This is a genomic window from Frankia nepalensis, assembly GCF_016786325.1.
In the GTDB taxonomy this organism is placed as follows: domain Bacteria; phylum Actinomycetota; class Actinomycetes; order Frankiales; family Frankiaceae; genus Pseudofrankia; species Pseudofrankia nepalensis.
This window is the reverse complement of record NZ_JADWYU010000114.1, coordinates 45,264-64,744: the sequence shown is the minus strand read 5'-3', so window position 1 is coordinate 64,744 and position 19,481 is coordinate 45,264. Positions and strand designations below refer to the sequence as shown.

At 75.2% G+C, this 19,481-nt stretch carries 14 protein-coding genes and 1 tRNA gene; 10 read left to right on the top strand and 5 right to left on the bottom strand.

Translation table 11 applies throughout. From position 1 onward, the window contains the following. Together I6A81_RS14555 and I6A81_RS14550 are read right to left on the bottom strand one after the other, a co-directional pair. A partial coding sequence (locus I6A81_RS14555) for a hypothetical protein (RefSeq protein ID WP_203010204.1) occupies positions 1 to 1,190 on the bottom strand: 1,190 nt, incomplete at its 3' end. Then, positions 1,187 to 2,164, bottom strand: coding sequence for a hypothetical protein (locus I6A81_RS14550; RefSeq protein WP_203006369.1), 978 nt, complete (start codon positions 2,162 to 2,164; stop codon positions 1,187 to 1,189). The genes I6A81_RS14550 and I6A81_RS14555, both read right to left, overlap by 4 nt. Positions 2,165 to 2,492: 328 nt before the next feature. Between I6A81_RS14550 and I6A81_RS14545 the strand changes: the two genes are divergently transcribed. Continuing rightward, positions 2,493 to 3,503 carry a hypothetical protein gene (locus I6A81_RS14545; protein ID WP_203006368.1) on the top strand — a complete coding sequence of 337 codons (1,011 nt, stop codon included), beginning with the start codon at positions 2,493 to 2,495 and terminating at the stop codon, positions 3,501 to 3,503. Positions 3,504 to 4,305: 802 nt separating this feature from the next. On the opposite strand, the gene I6A81_RS44865 is transcribed toward I6A81_RS14545, so the two are convergent. Continuing rightward, complete coding sequence (locus I6A81_RS44865; RefSeq protein WP_203006367.1) at positions 4,306 to 5,901, bottom strand: PP2C family protein-serine/threonine phosphatase; 1,596 nt, start codon at positions 5,899 to 5,901, stop codon at positions 4,306 to 4,308. 429 nt (positions 5,902 to 6,330) lie between these two features. On the opposite strand from I6A81_RS44865, the gene I6A81_RS14535 reads away from it, so the two are divergent. Beyond that, on the top strand, positions 6,331 to 7,077 hold the full coding sequence (locus I6A81_RS14535; RefSeq protein ID WP_203006366.1) for an effector-associated domain EAD1-containing protein: 747 nt from the start codon (positions 6,331 to 6,333) through the stop codon (positions 7,075 to 7,077). A gap of 64 nt (positions 7,078 to 7,141) precedes the next feature. Next, on the top strand, positions 7,142 to 7,900 hold the full coding sequence (locus tag I6A81_RS14530) for a DsbA family protein (RefSeq protein ID WP_238430552.1): 759 nt from the start codon (positions 7,142 to 7,144) through the stop codon (positions 7,898 to 7,900). Between the two features lie 54 nt (positions 7,901 to 7,954). Here I6A81_RS14530 and nhaA read toward each other — a convergent pair whose 3' ends face one another. Then, positions 7,955 to 9,340, bottom strand: coding sequence for a Na+/H+ antiporter NhaA (nhaA, locus tag I6A81_RS14525; protein ID WP_203007440.1), 1,386 nt, complete (start codon positions 9,338 to 9,340; stop codon positions 7,955 to 7,957). 436 nt (positions 9,341 to 9,776) lie between these two features. Continuing rightward, positions 9,777 to 9,849 (bottom strand) — tRNA-Leu (locus I6A81_RS14520). Between the two features lie 432 nt (positions 9,850 to 10,281). Here I6A81_RS14520 and I6A81_RS14515 point away from each other — a divergent pair. From I6A81_RS14515 to I6A81_RS14485, 7 genes are all read left to right on the top strand, one after another. Further along, positions 10,282 to 10,881 carry an ANTAR domain-containing response regulator gene (locus tag I6A81_RS14515; RefSeq protein ID WP_203007439.1) on the top strand — a complete coding sequence of 200 codons (600 nt, stop codon included), beginning with the start codon at positions 10,282 to 10,284 and terminating at the stop codon, positions 10,879 to 10,881. A gap of 151 nt (positions 10,882 to 11,032) precedes the next feature. Next, a complete protein-coding gene (locus tag I6A81_RS14510) occupies positions 11,033 to 12,973 on the top strand; it encodes a branched-chain amino acid ABC transporter substrate-binding protein (RefSeq protein WP_203007438.1) in 1,941 nt (646 codons plus the stop codon). Positions 12,974 to 13,284: 311 nt separating this feature from the next. Beyond that, on the top strand, positions 13,285 to 14,463 hold the full coding sequence (locus I6A81_RS14505) for a branched-chain amino acid ABC transporter substrate-binding protein (protein WP_203007437.1): 1,179 nt from the start codon (positions 13,285 to 13,287) through the stop codon (positions 14,461 to 14,463). Next, positions 14,460 to 14,756, top strand: a complete 297-nt coding sequence (locus I6A81_RS14500; RefSeq protein WP_203007436.1) for a hypothetical protein — start codon at positions 14,460 to 14,462, stop codon at positions 14,754 to 14,756. Before I6A81_RS14505 ends, I6A81_RS14500 begins: the two co-directional genes overlap by 4 nt. Continuing rightward, positions 14,749 to 15,675, top strand: a complete 927-nt coding sequence (locus I6A81_RS14495) for a branched-chain amino acid ABC transporter permease (RefSeq protein ID WP_203007435.1) — start codon at positions 14,749 to 14,751, stop codon at positions 15,673 to 15,675. Before I6A81_RS14500 ends, I6A81_RS14495 begins: the two co-directional genes overlap by 8 nt. After that, positions 15,672 to 18,050 (top strand): ABC transporter permease subunit, encoded by a 2,379-nt coding sequence (locus tag I6A81_RS46155; protein WP_407661300.1) that lies wholly within the window; start codon positions 15,672 to 15,674, stop codon positions 18,048 to 18,050. Before I6A81_RS14495 ends, I6A81_RS46155 begins: the two co-directional genes overlap by 4 nt. A gap of 113 nt (positions 18,051 to 18,163) precedes the next feature. Then, positions 18,164 to 19,162 (top strand): ABC transporter ATP-binding protein, encoded by a 999-nt coding sequence (locus tag I6A81_RS14485; RefSeq protein WP_407661302.1) that lies wholly within the window; start codon positions 18,164 to 18,166, stop codon positions 19,160 to 19,162. Positions 19,163 to 19,481 lie beyond the last annotated feature (319 nt).

The window sequence follows — 19,481 nt, the reverse complement described above, 5'->3', positions numbered from 1 at the left end:
GGGTAGCGGCTCAGCCTGGCCTCGACGGCCGCCCTGGCCTGGCGCAACGCGTCGTCGAGGCCGCCGCCGGCGTCGTCGAGGCCGGCGGCCACCATCGCCCTGGCGAGCAGCAGCTCCGGCCAGCCCGGGTCCAGGGCGGGCCCGGTCCGCCGGTCGACCGCCAGCACGTAGCGGATCTCGGCCACCGCCACGGCCGGCTCGCCCGTGAGCAGCAGGGCGTGGGCATGCACCAGCTCGGCGCGCAGCGTCTGGGGAGCCGCTGGGCCGAAACGCTCGCGCCGGGAGGCCACGACCTGCGCGGCCAGGGCGCGCGCCTCGGCGGCCAGGTCGGCGTGGGGGCGGGCCAGGTCGTCCTCCGGGACCGGCGGATACCCGTCGAGCAGCCCGTCCGGGCGGCCGTCGCGGGCAGGGTCGTCGTCGGGCTCGTCCGGGCCCGTGCCGCCCGCCGCGGCGTCGTCCTCCGCGGCGACACTGGCGGCGTCCGCCGCGGCGAGGGCATCCAGGTGGGCGGACGCCGTGGCCGGCCCGGCCGCCGGCCCGGCACCGTCCGGGCCCGGGGCGAAGCGTTCGACGATCCGCAGCAGCGTCTGGGCGAGGATCACCCGCGCGATCCAGGTGAACGCGTGGTCGGCCCCCCAGACCGTCCGCCGCAGCGCCAGCTCGGCGCGCGCGATCCGGCAGGCGCGGCGCAGGTCGTCCTGCCGCCCCCGGTCGCGCAGCGCGACCGCCAGGTTGGCGTGGGCGGTGCTGGTGCGATGCGCCTGGGCACCCAGGATCGCCAGCCGGCGTCGCCACTCGACCTCGTACGTCGCCACCGCCTCGTCCCGGTCGGCCGGCCCGCTGGAAAGACGGGTGTACCGGGCGTGCAGCGCCTTGATGCTCATGAGTGTGGTGTCTCGCGGCTCGAGGGCGGCCTCGGCGCGTGCGTGCAGCGCGTCCCACACGGCGGCGGAATCGGCCACCGAGCGGGCGCGGCTGCGCAGCTCCTCCACGCGGTACTCGACCAGCAGCGCGAGCGGGCTCGCTGGCCCGACCGCCGCGGTGACCTCCCTGAGCAGGCCGACGAGTGGCCGGGGGTCGGCGGTCGCGTCGGCATAGGTCAGCATCGTCTGGATCCGGCCACGCAGCCGGCCCGTCAGCTCGCCCTCGTTGTCGTCGGGCGCGCCGGGGCCCGACGAGATCCGGCTCACCGGGCCCCCTCCGGTCCCAGCCGGCCCGGACGCTCGCCGTCGCCTGGTGGCCCGAACTGGTCGCCCTGGGCGGCGGTGCCGGGGCCAGCCAGCTTCGCGAGGAACGCGCGCAGCCGAGGCGCCAGCTCGTCGGTCATCCGGGCCCGCGCCTGCGCGGGCAGCCCGGGCAGCAGGCGTTCCAGCCGGGTCAGCAGGTCGATGGCCTCGGTGGTGACCTCCGCGGGCGTCGGCGGCGGGGCGGTGATCAGGGCGGCCAGCTCCTGATGCACCGCGCCGAGCACGAGGCCGGGCCCGATCCCGCCCGACCCGAGCGCGGTGCGTGTCACCTTGGTGAGCAGCGCGGTGACCTCGGCGAGCTGGCCGTCGTCGGGCGTGCCCTGGCCGGCACCCACACGCGAGACGGGCCCGGCGGCGTCGGCCAGGGCAAGCAGGTCCTCGACGGCGGCGGCCGGCGGGGCGAACCCCGCCGTGACGGCCAGCGGGCGGGCCTGGACCGCCCAGTCGGCGAGGACCCGGACCAGGCTCGTCGCGGCGAGCCAGGGGTCGGTGACGGCCAGGTCGTCGAGCGCGGTGCGCCAGCCCTCGCGGTGTGCCCAGTAGCTCCACACCTTGGTCTCGCCGATCAGCAGGTCGAGCACACGCTCGCCGGGGCGGCGCTCGTAGAGCCGGCGCGGGGAGGCCTCGTACAGCGCGCCCGCGAGCGACCCGGGGCTCTTCGGGCTCACCAGGTAGTACAGCGTCGACGGCCGGCGTTGGCCGGCCGCGGCGGCCAGCGCGTCACGCGCCAGCCCCTCGGTCGACCCGCCGCCGGCTGTCAGCAGCTCCACCAGCGTCTCGTAGTAGCGGGTCCTGGTCTGCCAGCTCGGCCGCCGCAGCACTCCTCCTGTGTCGCGCCGCGCCGGGTCCGGCCGGAAACGCGCGGCCCGGTACCACTGGGCCACGGCGGTTTCGTCGAGTTGTCCCGTCAGTCGCACGATGGTGCCCCCGTCAGACCCATCATGGCCAGCCCGCGCGACCGGTTAGTGCGCGGAGAGCCTCGCCCGGGCGGGCGAGAATCCCGAGCGGCTTGGCTCGGACGACATGCATAGCGCGCAAGCGCGCCCACAGGTGGTCAACCGGCCGCCTACGGACCTCCGCCGTGTCAAATGCGCCCGGCGCAGGGTGGAGGCCAGCATAATGAATAGAGGCCGACAGCGGGCGACAACATATGTGACATGTGTTTCGACTCGGAAGCGGCCAGGTTCGGCACTGGTCCACCGGGCCGGGGCGCTGCCCGGACCCGCCGTCCATCAGAGAAGAACCATGAGCGGCATTGACCCGGTGGTGGTGTACGAGGAGCTGCGGGCGCTCGCCCGCGGCCGTGGGGTCCGCGCCCCCAGGCTGGAGGCGCGGACCGGTCCGGCGCTGCGCCGGCTGGCCGGGCTCGGCGAGGCGCCGGCCGGGGCCCGGGCGCGCGCACAGCTCGTGGACTGGCTGCGCACGGCGCTGGCGGCGCTGCCCGAGGACCTGCGGGAGGTCGCCGCCGTGGCCCTCGCCCTGGACCCGCGCGCCGACCAGCGCATCCTGACCGATCGGCTCGGCCTGCTCGCCGTCGACCTCGACCGGGACCCGCGTACCCTGCGCCGCCGTGTCACGGACGCCTTCCGGCTGCTCGCCGAGACCCTTGCCGTCGCCGATGTCCGCGACCGCGCCGGCCCGCCGCGCGCCGCCGAGACCGCAGGCCCGGCCGCCAGCGCGTCCGTGGGAGCCGGCGTGCCGACGATCGGCTGGTACATCGAGCGGGCCTGGGCGGTCATGCGTCTCGACCGGCCGGAGCCGGAGCTGGTGGACACGCGCCGGATCGTCGCCGTCGAGGACGGCCTGTCCGAAATCGTGCTGTCCATGAGCCTGCCCCGTCCGACCGAGGGACCACCCAGCCCACGCGACCTGCTCATGGAGGTCGTCTTCGGCGCGCGGACCAGCCGGGTCGAGCGGCGCGGCGACAGCCTCTTCTCGCTGGCGCTTCGGCTGCCACGCCCGCTGCGCGCGGGCGAGCGGCACGCGCTCGCCTGCGTCTGGCGCATGCCGCCGGGACACCCGATGGTGCCCCGCTACGCGATGAGCCCGACGATCCGCTGCGACGCGCTCGACGTGCGGGTGCGCTTCCCGGACGGCGTCGCGGCCAGGGTCCAGCTGGTGAACGGCCTGCCGGTGCGCGCCGTCGAGGATCTCGGCGTGGACCTGCCCACGGTGCCGTTGGACGGCGTGGGCGAGGCGTACGCGCGTTTCAGCAATCTCGCGCTCGGTCTGAGCTACGGCCTACGCTGGACCTGAGCGCGTCCTGGCTCCTCGTCCTCGCCGTCCGTCCCGTCGCCGCTCCGGCCGCCGCCGGCGGCCGGCCCCGCGGACCCACCCGTGTCGCCACACATGTCGTCGCGTCCCCCTGTTCGCGTCGCCGGCGAATGCCCGCGGCGGCCGGTCCGCCGCGCGCCACGACCTCCCGGGCGGCGCCTCCCCGTACCAGGCGCCGACCGGGAGGTCGTGGTCGCGGTGCCCAGAATGCGGCCCAGCCGCGTGGAACCGTGAGACACGTCGGTGGACAAACTGGCCGTGCCAGACCGGCATCTGGACACGGCGGCGGTCTGGTGGACAAAAAATGGACACGCCAGGCATCCGGCGCCCGGTTGGGCTATGCCGACTACCCGGCCGGGCCGGGCGGGGCGAGGCCTCGGGGAGGCCTGAAGGTGCCGGGCCGATGCCCGCCGGGTGACCGGCCGGAGATCGAGCGCCTCTCGTATTTTGACCATTTCCCGTGGTCGGAGGGCTGATCTACTCGCGTCAGCAACCAGCGGCGGCCACAGCCGCCAAACCGATCGGGGGACGCGAGATGGAACCGACCAACCGCTGACGAGATGGAACCCAACGAGATGGAACCGCTCAACCTCTAGTGCAGGCGACAACCTCTAGTGCAGGCGACGAACGGCGCGCCCGTCGATGCGGCATCCCCGCTCGGCGGGCGCGCCACCATGCGTGCACCGCGTCTGTGCCGCACCGTCTGTGCCGCACCGCCTGCACGCGGCGCCCTTTCATGTTCGCGCGAACGGGCCGCCGGCGCGGGCTCGGCACAGGCGGCCGGTCAGCACAGGCGAGCGGCCAGCAGGCACGCGTCGCCCTCGTGGCGGGTCCGGCGCCGCGCCTGCCCCGGCGCCGCCGGCCCGGCGGTGCCGCCGCCGTCCGGACCGCCGTCGAGGTCGCGGGACAGCTCGTCGAGCAGGGCGTCGCAGGCGGCCGACAGCGGAGCGACGGTGTCGGTGCCGGAGTCGGCGGTGCCGGAACCGCCGCGCGCCCTGGAGCTGTCCGAGCCCGGCGTGCCGGCGTGCCGGCGGCCGAAGGACCTGGACGCCGCCGCGGCCAGGGCGTCGAGCCGCTGGGCGAGTGGCGCGCCCGACCGGTCGACCAGGCCGGCCGTGTAGAAGAGGACGGTCGCGCCGACCGGCATCGTGATCGTGCTCTGCGCGTACCCGGCGGCGGCGGCCTCCGCGGCGGCCTCGCCACGGGTGCCGGCGTCATCGGTCTCGGGAGCGGGAGCCCCGGCACCGTCGGCCGTGCGGGCGGCCGCGCCGAGCAACGGGCCGTGCACGTCGCCGAGGAACGACACCTCGCCGTCGGCCGTGACCAGCACGGGTGGCGGATGACCCGCGCTGCACCAGGTCAGCCGGCCGGTCGGGACGTCGAGACCGGCTGTGACGGTGGACGCGAGCGCCTGGTGCCCGCCGGCGCGCAGCACGTCGGCCAGCCCGGCCGTCAGCCGCGACGGCGGCAGGCCGAGCAGCGCGTAGGCGCGCGCGGCGTGGCACAGCTCGGCCATGAGCGCCCCCGCGCCGGCCCCGTGCCCGGCGACGTCGCCGACATCCAGCACGACGCGGTCCGCCGCGAGCACGGTGACGTCGTACCAGTCGCCGCCGATCCGTTCCGGGTCGCTCGCGGCCACGCGCCTGGCGGCCAGGTCCAGGCCGGGCAGGACGGGCAGCCGCCTGGGCGGCAGGGACTCCCATACCGTCCGCGCCGCCGCGAGCTCCACCGCGTGCCCGTCTCGCTCCGGCCGCTCGGCCTCCGGTCGTTCCGGTCGCTCGGACCGCTCCGGTCGCGTTCCGGTCGCGGGGGCGCCCGCCAGGCCGGCCGTGGCCGCCGGGGCCCCGGCCAGGGCCGGGCGGTGCGCGCGGGCCTCGGCCACCGCCACGGCCAGCGCGCCTGGCAGCTCGTGGGCCACCGCCGTGGAGACGGTGTCGGACAGCGCCTGCTCCAACGCGGTGGCCAGCCCGCCGGCCATCAGCTCGGTGAACGACTCGTTGATGGACTCGGCGAGCGAGCCGGCCAGCGACTCGGCCACCGCCTCGCCCAGCGCCGCCGCCACGATCGCGTCCACGACGGTGCTCGTGGCGGCGCCAGAGGGCGCTGGCGCGCCGGGCTCGTGAGCCCCGGGCGCCGTGACCGTGCCCTGGGCCTTCGCGGTGGCCTTCTTGGCGGCCTTGACGTTCTTGGCCTTGGCCGTCTTCGTCGTCTTCGCCTCTTTGGCCGCCTTCGCCGCCTTGGCCGTCTTGAGGCTCTTGGCGCTGCCCGCGCCCCGCGGCTTCATGGTCGTCTCGGGCGACTTCACGGCCAGCCGGCCCGCGTCCGCGCCGAGGCCGCCGCCGCGAGCCTTATGGGCGTTCTTGGTCGCTGATCGTCCCACTGCCCACCTCGGTTGAGTCGGTTCCGCCGTGTCCCGGGGTACCCGGCCCATCCGGCGGAAACCGCGACCGGCGCCGGCGCGCGTCCGCCCGCGGCCCGCGAGGTCCCGTGGTCCTTGACCTGGCGAGCCGTCGACCCGTGACGGGCCCCACTGGCCTCGGCGTGGGTGAGTCGTGATGCTGGGCAGATGGAGCGATTCGGCCCAACGAGCCTTTTTCGTCGCGGTCAGGCCGGTCCCCGGCGGGCCAGCCGGGGTCGGTCTTCGGCATACGTGTCACGGGGACCACGTGCGTCGTCGGCGAGGTCTCGGCGGACCGCGCCGACGCCGCGGTGACGGGCTCCGCCGCCGAGTTCGGTTGCCTCGAACCGTTCAGCCACTGATCGGCGGCCGGTCACGACGCCGAGTCCGAAGAAGGAGACTGGTCCCGCGATGGAACTGGATGAGGACCGCCTCGCCGCGATGGACGGTGACGAGCGTGAGGCGCTGCTGGATGCGCTGGTTGCTGCCTTTCCGAAACGAACGCAGTTCGAGAGGCTGCTCGACCTTCTCAGCCGGAGCCTCAACCACTACGCATCCGAGCAGGACACCCTGCCCGACGCGGTCTTCGCCGTGATCCGGCGGGCGCAGAGCGAGGGGTGGCTTGCCAGACTGCTCATTCGGGCTGCGCAGAGGAACCCTGGAAATCGGGAGCTGGCCACGTTCCTTGACCGATATCGGCGTCAGCCATTGCCCCAGGTCAGAACTGTCGCCGCGCCCGGGCCGACTCCGCCGGCCGGCGCCGACCCGTCCGTCGGCGTCGGCGCCCGCGAACCCGCTGGGCCAGGAGCGCCAGCCGGCCGGGGTGAAAACATCACGATCGCTTCCGACGACGGCCCGGAGATCAGGCTGACGGCCGATGAACAGCGAGTGCTCGTCGACGAGCTCGCCAGCCACTACCCGTCCGACCTCGCCGCCCTGCCGCTGCTGCACAACCAGCTCGGGGTGCCCGTGGGCGACCTGCCCGCCTTCGGCGACGGGCGGGCCCCGCGGCTGATCTGGTGGGCCATCCACCGCGACCTCACGGCCGGCCGGATCCTCGCGCCCCAACGGCGCCTCCTCCTCGCGGCTCTCCGGGACCTTCCCGGCAACGAGCGCCTCGCGGACCTCGCCCGGCGCCACGGCCTCCTTGAGGGCTGAGCCGGCCGTCGGCCGCTGACCGGCGGCAGGCATGAACGTGACCCGCCGCCGGGATACTTCAGATATGAACTGGAGCCGGGAGTCGCGCCGAGAGGCCCGTTCGAGCCGCGCGGTGGCCGCGGCGGTCCCGACGGCGGTTCCGACGGACGAGGCGCCCAGGTGCGTGGGGCCGGCACCCGTCCCGAACGATCTGCCGCTGACGCCGCCGGTCGAGCCGGTCGAGCCGGCCGGGCCGGTCGAGCCGTCCGGATCGCCGTCGCCGACCGACGCGCCGGCCCCGAGCGGCGCGGCGCGCCTGGGGGAGCGGCCCTCCCGGGGGGATCCGGCCGCGCCGGTGGTGCTGGTCGAGTACGGGGACTTCCAGTGCCCCTACTGCGCGCAGGCGGCGCCGGCGCTGCACGAGCTGGTGGAGGTGTCGGGCGGGCTGGTACGGCACGAGTTCCGGCACTTCCCGGTGTTCCAGATCCATCCCTACGCGCTGACGGCGGCCCTGGCGGCCGAGGCGGCGCACGCCCACGAGATGTTCTGGCCGATGCACGACCTGCTGTTCGCCCAGCAGGACCGGCTCAAGGACGTCGACCTGCGGATGCGCGCCGAACGGCTCGGGCTCGATCCCGACCTCGTCGTGGGCGACCCGGCGCAGCCCTATGGCGACGCCGTCGAGGCGGACTACGAGCGCGGCGTCGCGGAGGGCGTGCGCGGCACTCCGACGATCTTCATCAACGGTCAGCCCTTCCGGGGCCGCCCCGAGCTCCCGGCGCTGCGCCGCGCCGTCGTGGTCGCCGCCGCGGCCGCCGACCCGTCCGTGCGTCGCCTCGGGTGACCGGCCGGTGCGCGCCCCCCCGGCGCGCGCGGCCGGCGGCCGCCGGGCGCCGGCTCAGCGGGCGGGGATCCGCGGGGCGAGCCAGGGGCGCGGCGGGAGGGGCGGCGGGAGGCCGTCGGAGTCGGGGGAGCACAGCGGCATGCGTTCCCCGAGATAGCGGAGCAGGACGCTGCCGAGGCTCGCCGCGACCGCGGAGCCGGCCAGGATGCCGATCTTCGCCTGGTCGCGCAGCGCCTCGCTGTCGAAGGCCAGCTCGGTGATGAACAGCGAGATGGTGAACCCGATGCCGGCGAGGACCGCGGCGCCGAGCAGGTGGCCGTAGCGGACCCGGCCGGGCAGTACTCCAAGCCCGGTGCGCACCGCGCAGACCGAGGCGAGCGTGATCCCGATCATGTTGCCCACCAGCAGCGCCGTCGCGACTCCCAGCGTCACGGGCGAGGTCGCCGCCTCCCGCAGCGTCTCGCCGCTGAGGCGCACACCCGCGTTCGCCAGGCCGAAGACCGGGACGACGACGAACGCGCTGACCGGATGCAGCAGGTGCTGCAGCCGTTCGTTGGGAGAGATGGCCGCCCGCGCGGCCGAGACCGCGAGCGCCGAGCGCGCCGCCGACGTGTCCTCCTGCATCGCTCGGACGAAGAAGGGCACGTTGTCGACCTGCTCGCGGCGCGGCGGCATGGCCGGCATCAGCAGCCCGACCAGCACACCGGCGAGCGTCGCGTGCACGCCGGACTCGTGCACCGCGAGCCAGAGCAGCGCCGCGGCGAGCAGATAGGGGGAGAGCTGCCACACTCCCATCCAGCGCAGGCAGACGATCGCCAGCACGGCGACGGCGGTGAGGACGAGCGCGACGACGTTGACGTGGTCGGTGTAGAAGATGGCGACGACCGAGATCGCGCCGATGTCGTCGACGATCGCGAGCGTCAGCATGAACAGCCGCAGCCGGTCCGGGCAGCGCGGACCGAACAGCGCCAGGATCCCGAGCACGAACGCGGTGTCGGTCGACATCGCGATGCCCCAGCCGGCCGCGCCGTCGCCGGACTGGTTGAACAGCCAGTAGACCAGCGCCGGCGTCGCGAGCCCGCCGATCGCCCCGAGCGCCGGCACCGCCACCGACCGGCGGTCGCGCAGTTCCCCGGTCGTCACCTCCCGGGCGATCTCCAGCCCGACGACCATGAAGAAGATCGCCATGAGCCCGTCGTTCACCCAGTGGTGCAGCGACATGTCCAGCGACGCCGCGCCGATCCCGATCACGGCGTGCGCGTCCCACAGCTCGTCGTAGCTCGCCGACCACGGCGAGTTCGCCCACCCGAGCGCGACGATGGTCGCGACGAGGAGCAGCACCGCGCTGCCCGCCTCGGTCGCGAGGAACTCCCGCACGGCGGGCGCGGGCGCCGGAATGGTCACTCGCAGCGTCGGCCCCGGCCGCGGCGGCGCCGTCACCTCGGGCCCTCCGGCCGCCGCCAGCGCTGTCGTGCGCGGATCGTCAACCTCCCAGTCGGCTCGGCCCGTCGCCGAGGATCACCCATGCCACCTCGCGGAGCCCCGCGCCGAGCGTATCGATGCCCGACTGCCCACTGAGCACCCGGCGCGGCGCCACCACGGCACCACGGACGTCCGCCGCGACCCGGGCGGTGGCCGGGGTGCCGCCCGGGACTTTCCGTGCTCGACCGGATCCGAGCGCCCCGGCCCCGCGGATGCGGCAGGCCGCCAAAACAGCCGTGCCGGCGGGCTCGCCGGAATCCGCCCGGACCTGTCCGTGGAAGCGCGATCCCCATCTCGCGGATCGGCGGACAAGTCGCTGGCGGGCTGTCCTCGGTTCAGGCAGCGTCGGGGATGGCGAAGCCGGTCGCGCGGGCGAGGCCGGGAGATCAAGAGGTAGCCCGGGTGGGATTCGAACCCACACTGTCGGTGGTTTGAGCACCGTCTCTCTGCCGTTGGAGTACCGGGCCTGGCGTCGGGTCGTACGAGAAGGGTCGCCGAGGTGAACTTCCGCGCGGTGGCCGCGTGGGCGATGGGCCTCGGGAGGTGCTCCCCGTGACGACTCTAACCAAGTAGGGTGCGTTTCGACCTCTCGCCCCGCCCGTTGGGGCTCGCGTGGCAGGCCGAGACACGCCTGTGGTGTCGGACGTGACGCGGCGGCCGGCGAATGGCGGTGTCCTCGCGGTCTCGGCGCCGTGGCGGGCGGAGCGTGGAGTCAGCTACGCGCAGGCGGCAGCCGGTGCCTGGCGGGACCGACCGGTCCCCGGGGCGCCGCCGCCAACCATGACGGACTGCTGCCGCCAACCGGTCGCCGCTCGCGTCCCTGACGCGGATGGCAACCGGCAGAATGGCTACCGACGCCGACCGACCACTATCGACGCCGACCTCAGGAGAACGTCTCGATGAGCCAGCCATCCTCGACGCCGCGCCGGGTGCTGATCGCCGAGGACGAGGCGCTGATCCGTCTCGACCTGCGCGAGATGCTGCAGGAGGAGGGCTACGAGGTCGTCGGTGAGGCCGGCGACGGCGAGATGGCCGTCGCGCTGGCCGGGAAGCTGCGCCCGGACCTGTGCATCCTGGACGTGAAGATGCCGAAGATGGACGGCATCGAGGCCGGCGCGAAGATCGCCAAGGAGCGGATCGCGCCCGTCGTCATCCTCACGGCGTTCAGCCAGCGGGAGCTGGTCGAGCGGGCGCGGGAGGCCGGCGCCATGGCCTACGTCGTCAAGCCGTTCCAGAAGAAGGACCTGCTGCCGACGATCGAGATGGCGATGAGCCGGTTCACCGAGATCGTCAGCCTGGAGGCCGAGGTCGAGGACCTGCAGGGCCGGCTGGAGGCTCGTAAGATCATCGAGCGCGCCAAGGGCGTCCTGCAGACCGAGCACAAGATGACCGAGCCGGACGCGTTCCGCTGGATCCAGCGCACCTCGATGAACCAGCGCCGCACGATGCGCGCGGTCGCCGAGGCGGTCCTGTCGGGGGAGGCCCTCCCGGGCCAGTGACCCGCGTCCCTCCGCCGCCGGCCCGCCTGCCCCTGTCGTTCGTGATCGCTGCCCCGATGCCCACGACGACCGCCCCCGGCGCCTCACCCGCGCCGGTCCGCCGCCTTCCCGGATCCGTTGCCGCGGGCCCACCGGACGCGCTGGTCACCGGATGACCTCCGACACGGACTCGGCGGCCGAGCCCGGGTCGACGCGCGGCCCGCTGCCCGAGCCGGCCGTGGAGACCGACGATCGAGTCCCGGCGGCCGGCGGGGAGCCAGCGCGGAGCGCGGCGCCGCGCGGGGCGGACGGGGACCCGGCCGTCGACGCCGCGGCCCCGGCGTCCGAGCGGGCCGGGGCGAGCCCTGGCGCGGCCAGGCGCGAGCCGCGGGCGCGGCGGCTGGCGCGGTGGCTGACGGAGGGGAGCGGGCCGGAGTCCGAGATCGTGGCCTCGGAGCCGGTCGTCGGCGGGCGGGCAAGCCAGGACGGGCCGCTGGTGCCCGGGTGGCAGATCGCCGTGACCTGGCTGACGGACGCGGCGCGGTGGACCCGGCGCGCGGCGCGGGGGACGCTCGCCTGGACCGCGCGGCGACGGCGGACCAGGCGCGGGCGGGCGCTGCTGGCCGGGATTCTCGCGTTGCTGGTGGCGATCCCGACCGGGCTGGGGATCGGCCTCTCGGCCCTGCTGCGGGACGACGGCGGCGGGAGCGGCCCGAACGGCAATCGCGGGCCGTACGTGCTGCGTATCGGGGTGATGGCACCACTGTCCGGCGATCTTGGAAACATCGGCGTGGCGGTGCGCAACGCGGTGACCCTGGCCGTCGACGAGGTGAACGAGAGCAAGGCGATCCCGGGTTGGAAGGTTGAGGTCGTCGCCAAGGACGATCTTTCGCGTCCGGATGGCGGATCCGCCGCCGCGGAGGCGTTCGCCAAGGACCAGGCGATCATCGGCGTCGTGGGGCCGCTCAGCTCGACGGTCGCCCGGGTGACGTTGCCGGTCCTGGACGCGGCCGGCATCCCGGTCGTCTCCCCGTCGAACAGCGAACCGGAGCTGACGGCCCAGGACCAGCCCGAGGCGGACCGCCAACGCCCCTATGACCGCTACTTCCGGCTGACTGGCAGCGACGCGTCGCAGGCGATTGTCGGCGCCAACTACGCGGTCCATGACCTGAACTGGAACAGGATCGTCGTCGTCGACGGCGGCCCGAGCTACGGCAGGACACTCGCGGAACGGTTCGCGGGCGCGGCCGTGGCCGCCGGTGGATCCATCGTGGGCAGCTACCGGGTGGACGGCGACGGCGCGGACGACGCCGAGGTCGAGCTGGTCGGTGACGCCATCCGGTGGCTCGCCCCGGACCTCGTCTACACCACGACCGGCTACGCGTTCGCGAGCGCGCTGCGCCAGCGGATGGCGGCGGACGGGCTGTCGATCCCACTGCTGGGGACCGACGCGATGGTCAGCGCCCGCTATCTCGACTCGGCGGGCGAGGAGGCCGAGGGCGACCTGGCCACCGACCTCGCCGTGCCGCTGTCCCGGCTGCCCGCCGCCGGCGGCTTCGCCGCGGCCTTCCTGGACCGCTGGGGGCCCGTCTCCGGCGGCCCGGAACAGCCGGCCAGCCCGGACAAGAAGCCCGAGCCCTCGACGTCGCCGTCCACCGAACCGGCCGGGAGCGGGGGCGACGACGGCCCGAGCGCCAGCCCCGACGACGGCGCGCCGGCCTCCGGCGAGGGGCCCGACGGCTCGACGGGCGCCGCCGGGGCAGGCACCAGCGCTGGCACGGGCGATGGCACCGGCGAAGGTGGCACCGGCGAAGGCGGCGACGAGGAGCCGTCGCCTCAGGACGAGCAGGCAGACATGATCCCGGCCGTCGCGGCCTACGCGTACGACGCCGCCCGCGCCCTGCTGCGCGCCGCCGCGGCCGTGCTGCCCGGCCGGGTGGCGATCGACGACGCGACCCGTGGCGCCGTCGCCGCCGAGATCGGTGGCGGTTCCTTCGCCGGCGTCACCGGCCAGATCTCCTTCGACGCCTTCGGGGACCGGCGCGACCCCGCCGCCGTGGTCTACGCCGTCCTGAATGGCCGCTTCGTTCCCTTCACGGTCCAGGGCGACTAGGCGCTGTCTGGCGCGTCGCCCCGATCGGGCGGTCATCCGGTTCTGGCCCGCCGGACGCGGGTCCCACGGACCCTGTCCGGCGGGCCGGTCCGGTGGCGCGTGTCCAGGGACGGTTGCAGCGAGACTACAAAAAGTGACGACACCCTTACTTTAGGCTTCGGTTTGGCGTGATGAGCCGCTAGTTTGCCGGCCGTCCGGCGATCGTCGGGCCCGTGTGGGCGCGTCTCGGGGATTCCGGGATTTCCGCCCTCCGCGTCAGCGGATCGCGGGGGAACCCCTGCGGTCGGCGGGGTAGGCGAAGGGACCAGGCCATGGGTGCTCCGAGTCGGCGGCTCCGGCTGCTGGCCACCACCGCGGCGGTCGCCGCGGTGGTGGCCGCGGCCGGCTGCGGCGGAGACGGCGACGACGCGTCCGGGGCGAAGAAGGCGTACGCGATCGGGTTCCAGGGGCCGCTGTCCGGGGAGAACCAGCAGCTTGGGATCAACGCGTACAACGGGATGCTGACCGCCGTCGAGGCGTTCAACCGGAGCGGCGCGCAGCCGTTCACGCTGCGGATCGTCGCCTCCGACGACCAGGGCGTGCCTGAGCAGGGCCCGACCGCCGCGCAGAAGCTGATCGACGTTCCCGACGTGATCGCCGTCGTCGGGCCGGTCTTCTCCGGGCCGGCGAAGTCGAGCGAGCCGCTCTACAGCCAGGCCGGCCTGCTGTCGGTGAGCCCGTCGGCGACCAGCCCGCAACTGACCGATCTCGGGTTCACCAGCTTCTACCGGGTGATCTCGCCGGACACCGTCCAGGGCGCCGCCGCGGCCGACTACCTCGCCAAGGCGCTCAAGGCGAATCGGGTGTTCTCGCTCGACGACCGCAGCGACTACGGGGTCGGCCTGTCGGCGTCGTTGGAGAAGGCGTTGCGGGACCAGGGGGTGACCGTCGTCCACGACGGCCTCAACCCGACGAAGGACTACACCTCCGAAGCGACGAAGATCATCGCTGCCGGGCCGGACGCCGTGTACTACTCGGGCTACTACGCCGAGTTCGCGCTGTTGGTGAAGGCGCTGCGCGGCAAGGGCTACGACGGCGAGATCCTGGCCGGCGACGGCTCGAACGACGACCAGCTGATCCGCCAGGCCGGCGCCAGGACCGCCGAGGGCGTGCTGCTCACCTGCGCCTGCGGCGACGCCAACTCGGACCCGAGGGCCGCGTCGTTCGTCGCCGAGTTCAAGCGGGTGAACAGCGGCGTCAGGCCCGGCACCTACTCCGGCGAGGCCTACGACGCCACGCAGGCGATCATCTCGGTGCTCACGAGGAACGGCGCCACCGCTACTCGGACGTCCGTCCGTGAGGGCCTGCGCGCGGTCGACATCCCGGGCGTCACCAAGAGGATCAAGTTCGACGAGCGCGGCGAGGTCAGCGACTCGACGGTGTACGTGTACGAGATCCGCGACGGCCAGCGCGTCGTGCTCGGCCCGACCAGCACACTCACCAAGCCGTGACCCCTGCCAGCCTCGCGGCCCCCGGCGAGCCCGCCGTCGCGGGCGCGCCAGGGACGCCCGCCGCGACGCTCGCGGCTCCCGGGCCCGCGACGCGCCCGGCCACCGAGCCCGCGGCGACCACGGTGACCACGGTGACCGGTCAGGCCACGGACGGCACGGAGAGCACAGGGAGCACGGAAGGCGGGGGCGGGACGGCCGGGATGGACGGCGCGGCGCGGCTGGCGGATCTGGCTCACAGCTGGGACCGCCGGGTGCGGGCGGCGAGGTGGGGAGCGGGACGCTCCCGTGGGTGACCCGGTCGCGCAGCTCGCCATCGACGGGCTGACCGTCGGCGCGCTGTACGCGGTGATCGCGCTGGGCTACACCCTGGTCTACGGCGTGCTCCAGCTGATCAACTTCGCGCACGGCGAGGTGTTCATGCTGGGCGCGTTCGGCGGCCTGTACGCCGCGCGCGGCGTGCTGCCGGGCGGCGACGGCGCACCCGGCGGGCTCGCCTCCGTCGGGCTGGTGGCGATCGGGATCGCCGCCGGAGGCCTCGCCGGGGCGGTCGCCGCGCTCGGCCTCGAGCGGGCCGCCTACCGGCCGCTGCGGCGGCGCGGCGCTCCCCGGCTCGCCTACCTGATCAGCGCGATCGGCGCCTCGATGTTCGCCTTCAACCTGGCCGGCAAGGAGTTCGGCCGGCAGAACGTGCCGGTGCCTGACCTGTTCACCAACGGCACCCTGTTGCGGGTCGCCGGCGCGGAGATCTCCACCCAGACCGTCGTGATCGCCGCGACGGCGCTCGCCATGCTGCTGGCCGTCGACCATCTCGTCTCGGCGACCAGGCTCGGCCAGTCGATCCGGGCGGTCGCCGAGGACGCCGAATGCGCGACCCTGCACGGTGTCGACGTCGACCGGGTGATCGTCGCGGCGTTCGTGCTCGGCGGGATGCTCGCCGGCGCCGGTGGCTTCCTCTACGCGATGACCTTCAACGCCTCCTACACGATGGGTTTCGTCCCTGGGATCAAGGCGTTCACCGCCGCCGTGCTCGGTGGGATCGGCAACGTCCGCGGCGCGGTGCTCGGAGGGCTTCTGCTCGGTCTGGTGGAGAGCTTCGGCGGCTACCTGCTCGACGCGGCCTACAAGGACGTCATCGCGTTCGCGGTCCTGATCGCGGTGCTGCTGGTCCGTCCCACCGGCCTGCTCGGCGCCAGGCTGGGACGCGCCGCGTGACCTCCGACCGGCCCGCCGGCCCGCCGCCCGAGCCGCGCCGGCCCGACGGCCACCCGCCGTCCGGCGCCGCGGCCACGCCACCCGACACGCCCATCCCCTCGGATACGCCCGCCCCGCCCGCCGTGCCCGAGACACGCACCCCCTCGGCCGGCGAACTGGCGCCGACCGGCCTTCCGTCGGTCGCCGAGCGGGTGTCCCAGCTGCGCGCGCGCGCGGGGCCCTCCGGCCAGCCGGGCGGGCGGCCGGCGGCCTCGCGGGGCACCTCCGGTGACCCGCCGACGGCGCCCACCGTCGACCTCAGGACGACCGACCGGCCCGCTCCCACCCCGCTGACGGGCCCCCCGGTGGACGGATCGCCGGCCCCGCGGAAACGGCGGGCCGCGCGCGTGGCCGGTGGGACCTCACCGAGGCGCCGGGCGGGCGCCGGGGAGCCGGCCGGCCGGAGTTCCTCGTGGCGGCGGCTGGGCGGGTGCCTGGTGCTTGCCGCGCTGGCCGGCCTCGTGACCGGGCCCTCCGGAGACGCCGAGCGGCCGCTGGACGGGGCCCGCGGCTCGCTGACGGGCGAGCGTGGCCTCATCGTGCTCGCCCTCGCGCTCCTGGCCTGGCTGACGCTGACCTGCTGGCCCTGGCTGCGCGCCTCGACGCTCGGCTGGTCTCGGCGCGTCACCGCGTCCGCCCGTGACTGGAGGGGCGGCGCGCGGGACCGCTCCGGCCCGCGCCACCGCCGAGCGCGGCGCCGGTGGCGCCGGCTGGCCGCGGCGACCCGCCGGCTGCGGGGCGGGGCCCGCCGGGGCGCCCGGCTGGTGCTGCCGCCGGCGAGCCGGCGCCGGCGTGCCCGGCTCGCCCCGCGCCGGCCGTCGCTGGCCGAGGCGGCGGAGCGGCCGGGCCGGGCGGCCGCCGAGTCCGGCCGCGCGGTCGGCGAAGTGGGCGGCGGAGTGGGTGGCCGGGTGACGGCCGCGCGGCTCGACGAGGCCGGGATCGTTCCGCCGCGGGACGAGCCCGACCGGACGGTGCCAGATCCGCCCGGGCAGGAACGGGCCGACGAGCCCGAAGCGGTGCTCCGGGCGGAGCGGGCCCCCGATCCGGTCGGCCCTTGGCACCGGACCTGGGCGGTCCGCTCGAAATGGGAGGAGCGGTCCGCGTCGGCGGTCCCGGCGGCCTCGGCGCCACCGGCCGTCTCGGCCGTGCCATCGGCCGCGCGATCGGCTGCCTCGGCCGCGCCACCGGCCGGAACGAGGGCCGCCAGGGCGCCGGCCCGGCCGGGCTGGTGGTCACGGGGCGTTGGCCACGCGCTGGCGCTCGCGGCGGCGGTGGCGGCGCCGCTGCTCGTGTCGACGGCGGCGCAGCAGTCGATGGTCAACGACATCGGGCTGTACGCGCTGCTGGCGCTCGGCCTCAACGTCGTCGTCGGCTACGCCGGCCTGCTCGACCTCGGCTACATCGCCTTCTTCGCGATCGGCGCCTACACCACCGCGTACCTGAGCGCCCCGGACTCGATGCCGTGGCACGCCCCGTTCCAGCTCAACCCGTTCCTGGCGATGCCCGTCGCGCTGCTGGCCGCGGCGGTCGCCGGGATCCTGCTGGGCGGCCCGACACTGCGCCTGCGCGGCGACTATCTGGCGATCGTCACGCTCGGCTTCGGCGAGATCGTCCACCTGCTCGCGAACAACGCCGACGGGATCACGGGCGGAGCGCGCGGCGTGTTCGGGGTGCCGCCGCTGTCGGTGCACGTCGGCGGGTTTCACTACACCTTCGGACTCGACCCGCTGCCGTACTACTACCTGCTGCTCGGTCTCGTGGTGCTGGTGATGGCGGTGCTCGGCGTCTGGGAACGGTCGCGCACCGGGCGGGCCTGGGCGGCGATCCGCCAGGACGAGGTCGCCGCCGAGGCGACCGGGGTGCGCACCGTCCGGATGAAGCTGCTGGCGTTCGCGATCGGGGCCTCGGTCTCCGGGTTCGCCGGCGTGATCCTGGCCAGCAAGCAGTTCTTCAACCCGCAGACGTTCGGCCTGCAGGCCTCGCTGCTGGTGCTCACCATCGTCATCTTCGGGGGGATGGGCTCGCGCCTCGGGGTCGTTCTCGGGGCCGTCGTCCTGCAGGGCCTGGCCTTCTTCCTGCGTGACCGGGTGCCGGCCGCCGACCGTTTCATCTACTTCGGCGCCCTTGTGATGATCATGATGGTCTTCCGTCCGCGTGGGCTGCTGGCGCCCCGTCCGCGCTTCGCCGGCGCGCACCCGGTCCCGGCATGGGCGGCGCCGACCGCCGCCACCGGGGTGGCGCCCTCGCCCCGGTCGGCGCCCGCGCGGGCCGTGCCACCGGCCGGCGACGTCCCCGCCGACCAGCGCGAGGAGAGTCAGGAAGGCAGGGCGCCGTGACCGTCCCCGAGCCGCGCGGGCGCCAGCCCAGGACTCCGCCGATAGCGCCGGCGCGGCCCGGCCCCCGGATCGGCTGGGCGCCGGACGCGCCCACGGTGCCCTCGCCCGGCTCGGTGCCGCCGCCGCGCCCGATCCTCGACGTCGCCGGCCTCACGTTGCGCTTCGGCGGGCTGACGAGCCTGGACGATGTGTCGCTGCGCCATCATCGCGGGAGCGTGCTCGCCGTGATCGGCCCGAACGGCGCCGGCAAGACGTCGCTGTTCAACTGCCTCACCGGCGCCTACCGCCCTCGCCGCGGGAGCGCCCACTTCTGGCCCACCCACGTCCGGGGCGTGACCCCCTGGGCGCCGGCGGCCGCGCCGGCGCGCCGCCCCCGCGCCGGCCCAGCGGGCCGGCGGACGGACGCGGCGACCGACGCGGCGGGCGAGGCGATGGACGGGCAGGCCGCGCGCGGCGAGGCCGAGGACGGTGAGATCGAGGACGGCGGGATCGTGGAGGACGAGGCGGCGGGCCGGGGCGCTGGCCCGGCGGTCGCGCGCCGGCCGGTCGAGCTGTTCGGGCGCTCGCCGCACGCGGTCGCCCGCCTCGGCGTCGCCCGGACCTTCCAGAACATCCGGCTCTTCGGCGACCTGACCGCGTTGGACAACGTCCGCGTCGGGGTGGAGGTCCGGGCCAGGGTGGGCGCCGGCCGGGCGCTGCTGCCACTGCCGCGCGTCCGCCGCGAGGCGGCGGCCGTGACCTCGACGGCCTGGGAGCTGCTCGACTTCGTCGGGCTGGCGGACCGCGCGGGCCAGCCCGCCGCCGGCCTGCCCTACGGCGCGCAGCGCCGCCTGGAGATCGCCCGGGCGCTCGGCACCCGGCCGTCGCTGCTGTTGCTCGACGAGCCGGCGGCCGGGGCGACCGCCGCCGAGCGGCGCGACCTCGTCGACCTGATCGGCCAGATCCGCGCCCGCGGCATCAGCGTCCTGCTCATCGAGCACGACATGCGCCTGGTTTCCGCGGTCGCCGACACGGTCGTCGTCCTCGCCTTCGGCAAGGTGATCGCGACCGGTACCCCCGCCGAGGTCCGCGCCGACCCCGCGGTCATCGGCGCCTACCTGGGGACCGGGTAGCCCGCGGGACGCGTCGAGCCGGCCGGGCTGGTCACCGGGACGAAGCCGTCGGCCCCGTCGGCGCACCTGGCGGCCCACCGACGGTCATCAGGGCCGTCAGCCGTGGTGGGCCGCCGCTGGTGTACCCCGGGGGAGGGCTTTGGTGCCGTCCGAGCCTTCCCCTGCCTGGACGTTTTCTACTCGCCCGGCCCCCGGGTTCCACCGCGTGAGTGACGCTAGAAGCGCTCGGTAGCGACGTCAACGCGGCCCGCCCACGCGGGCCGACTGTTGTGGCCTGTGGCCGTGGGGCATTCCACGACCGACGACCGCGTATCCCGAA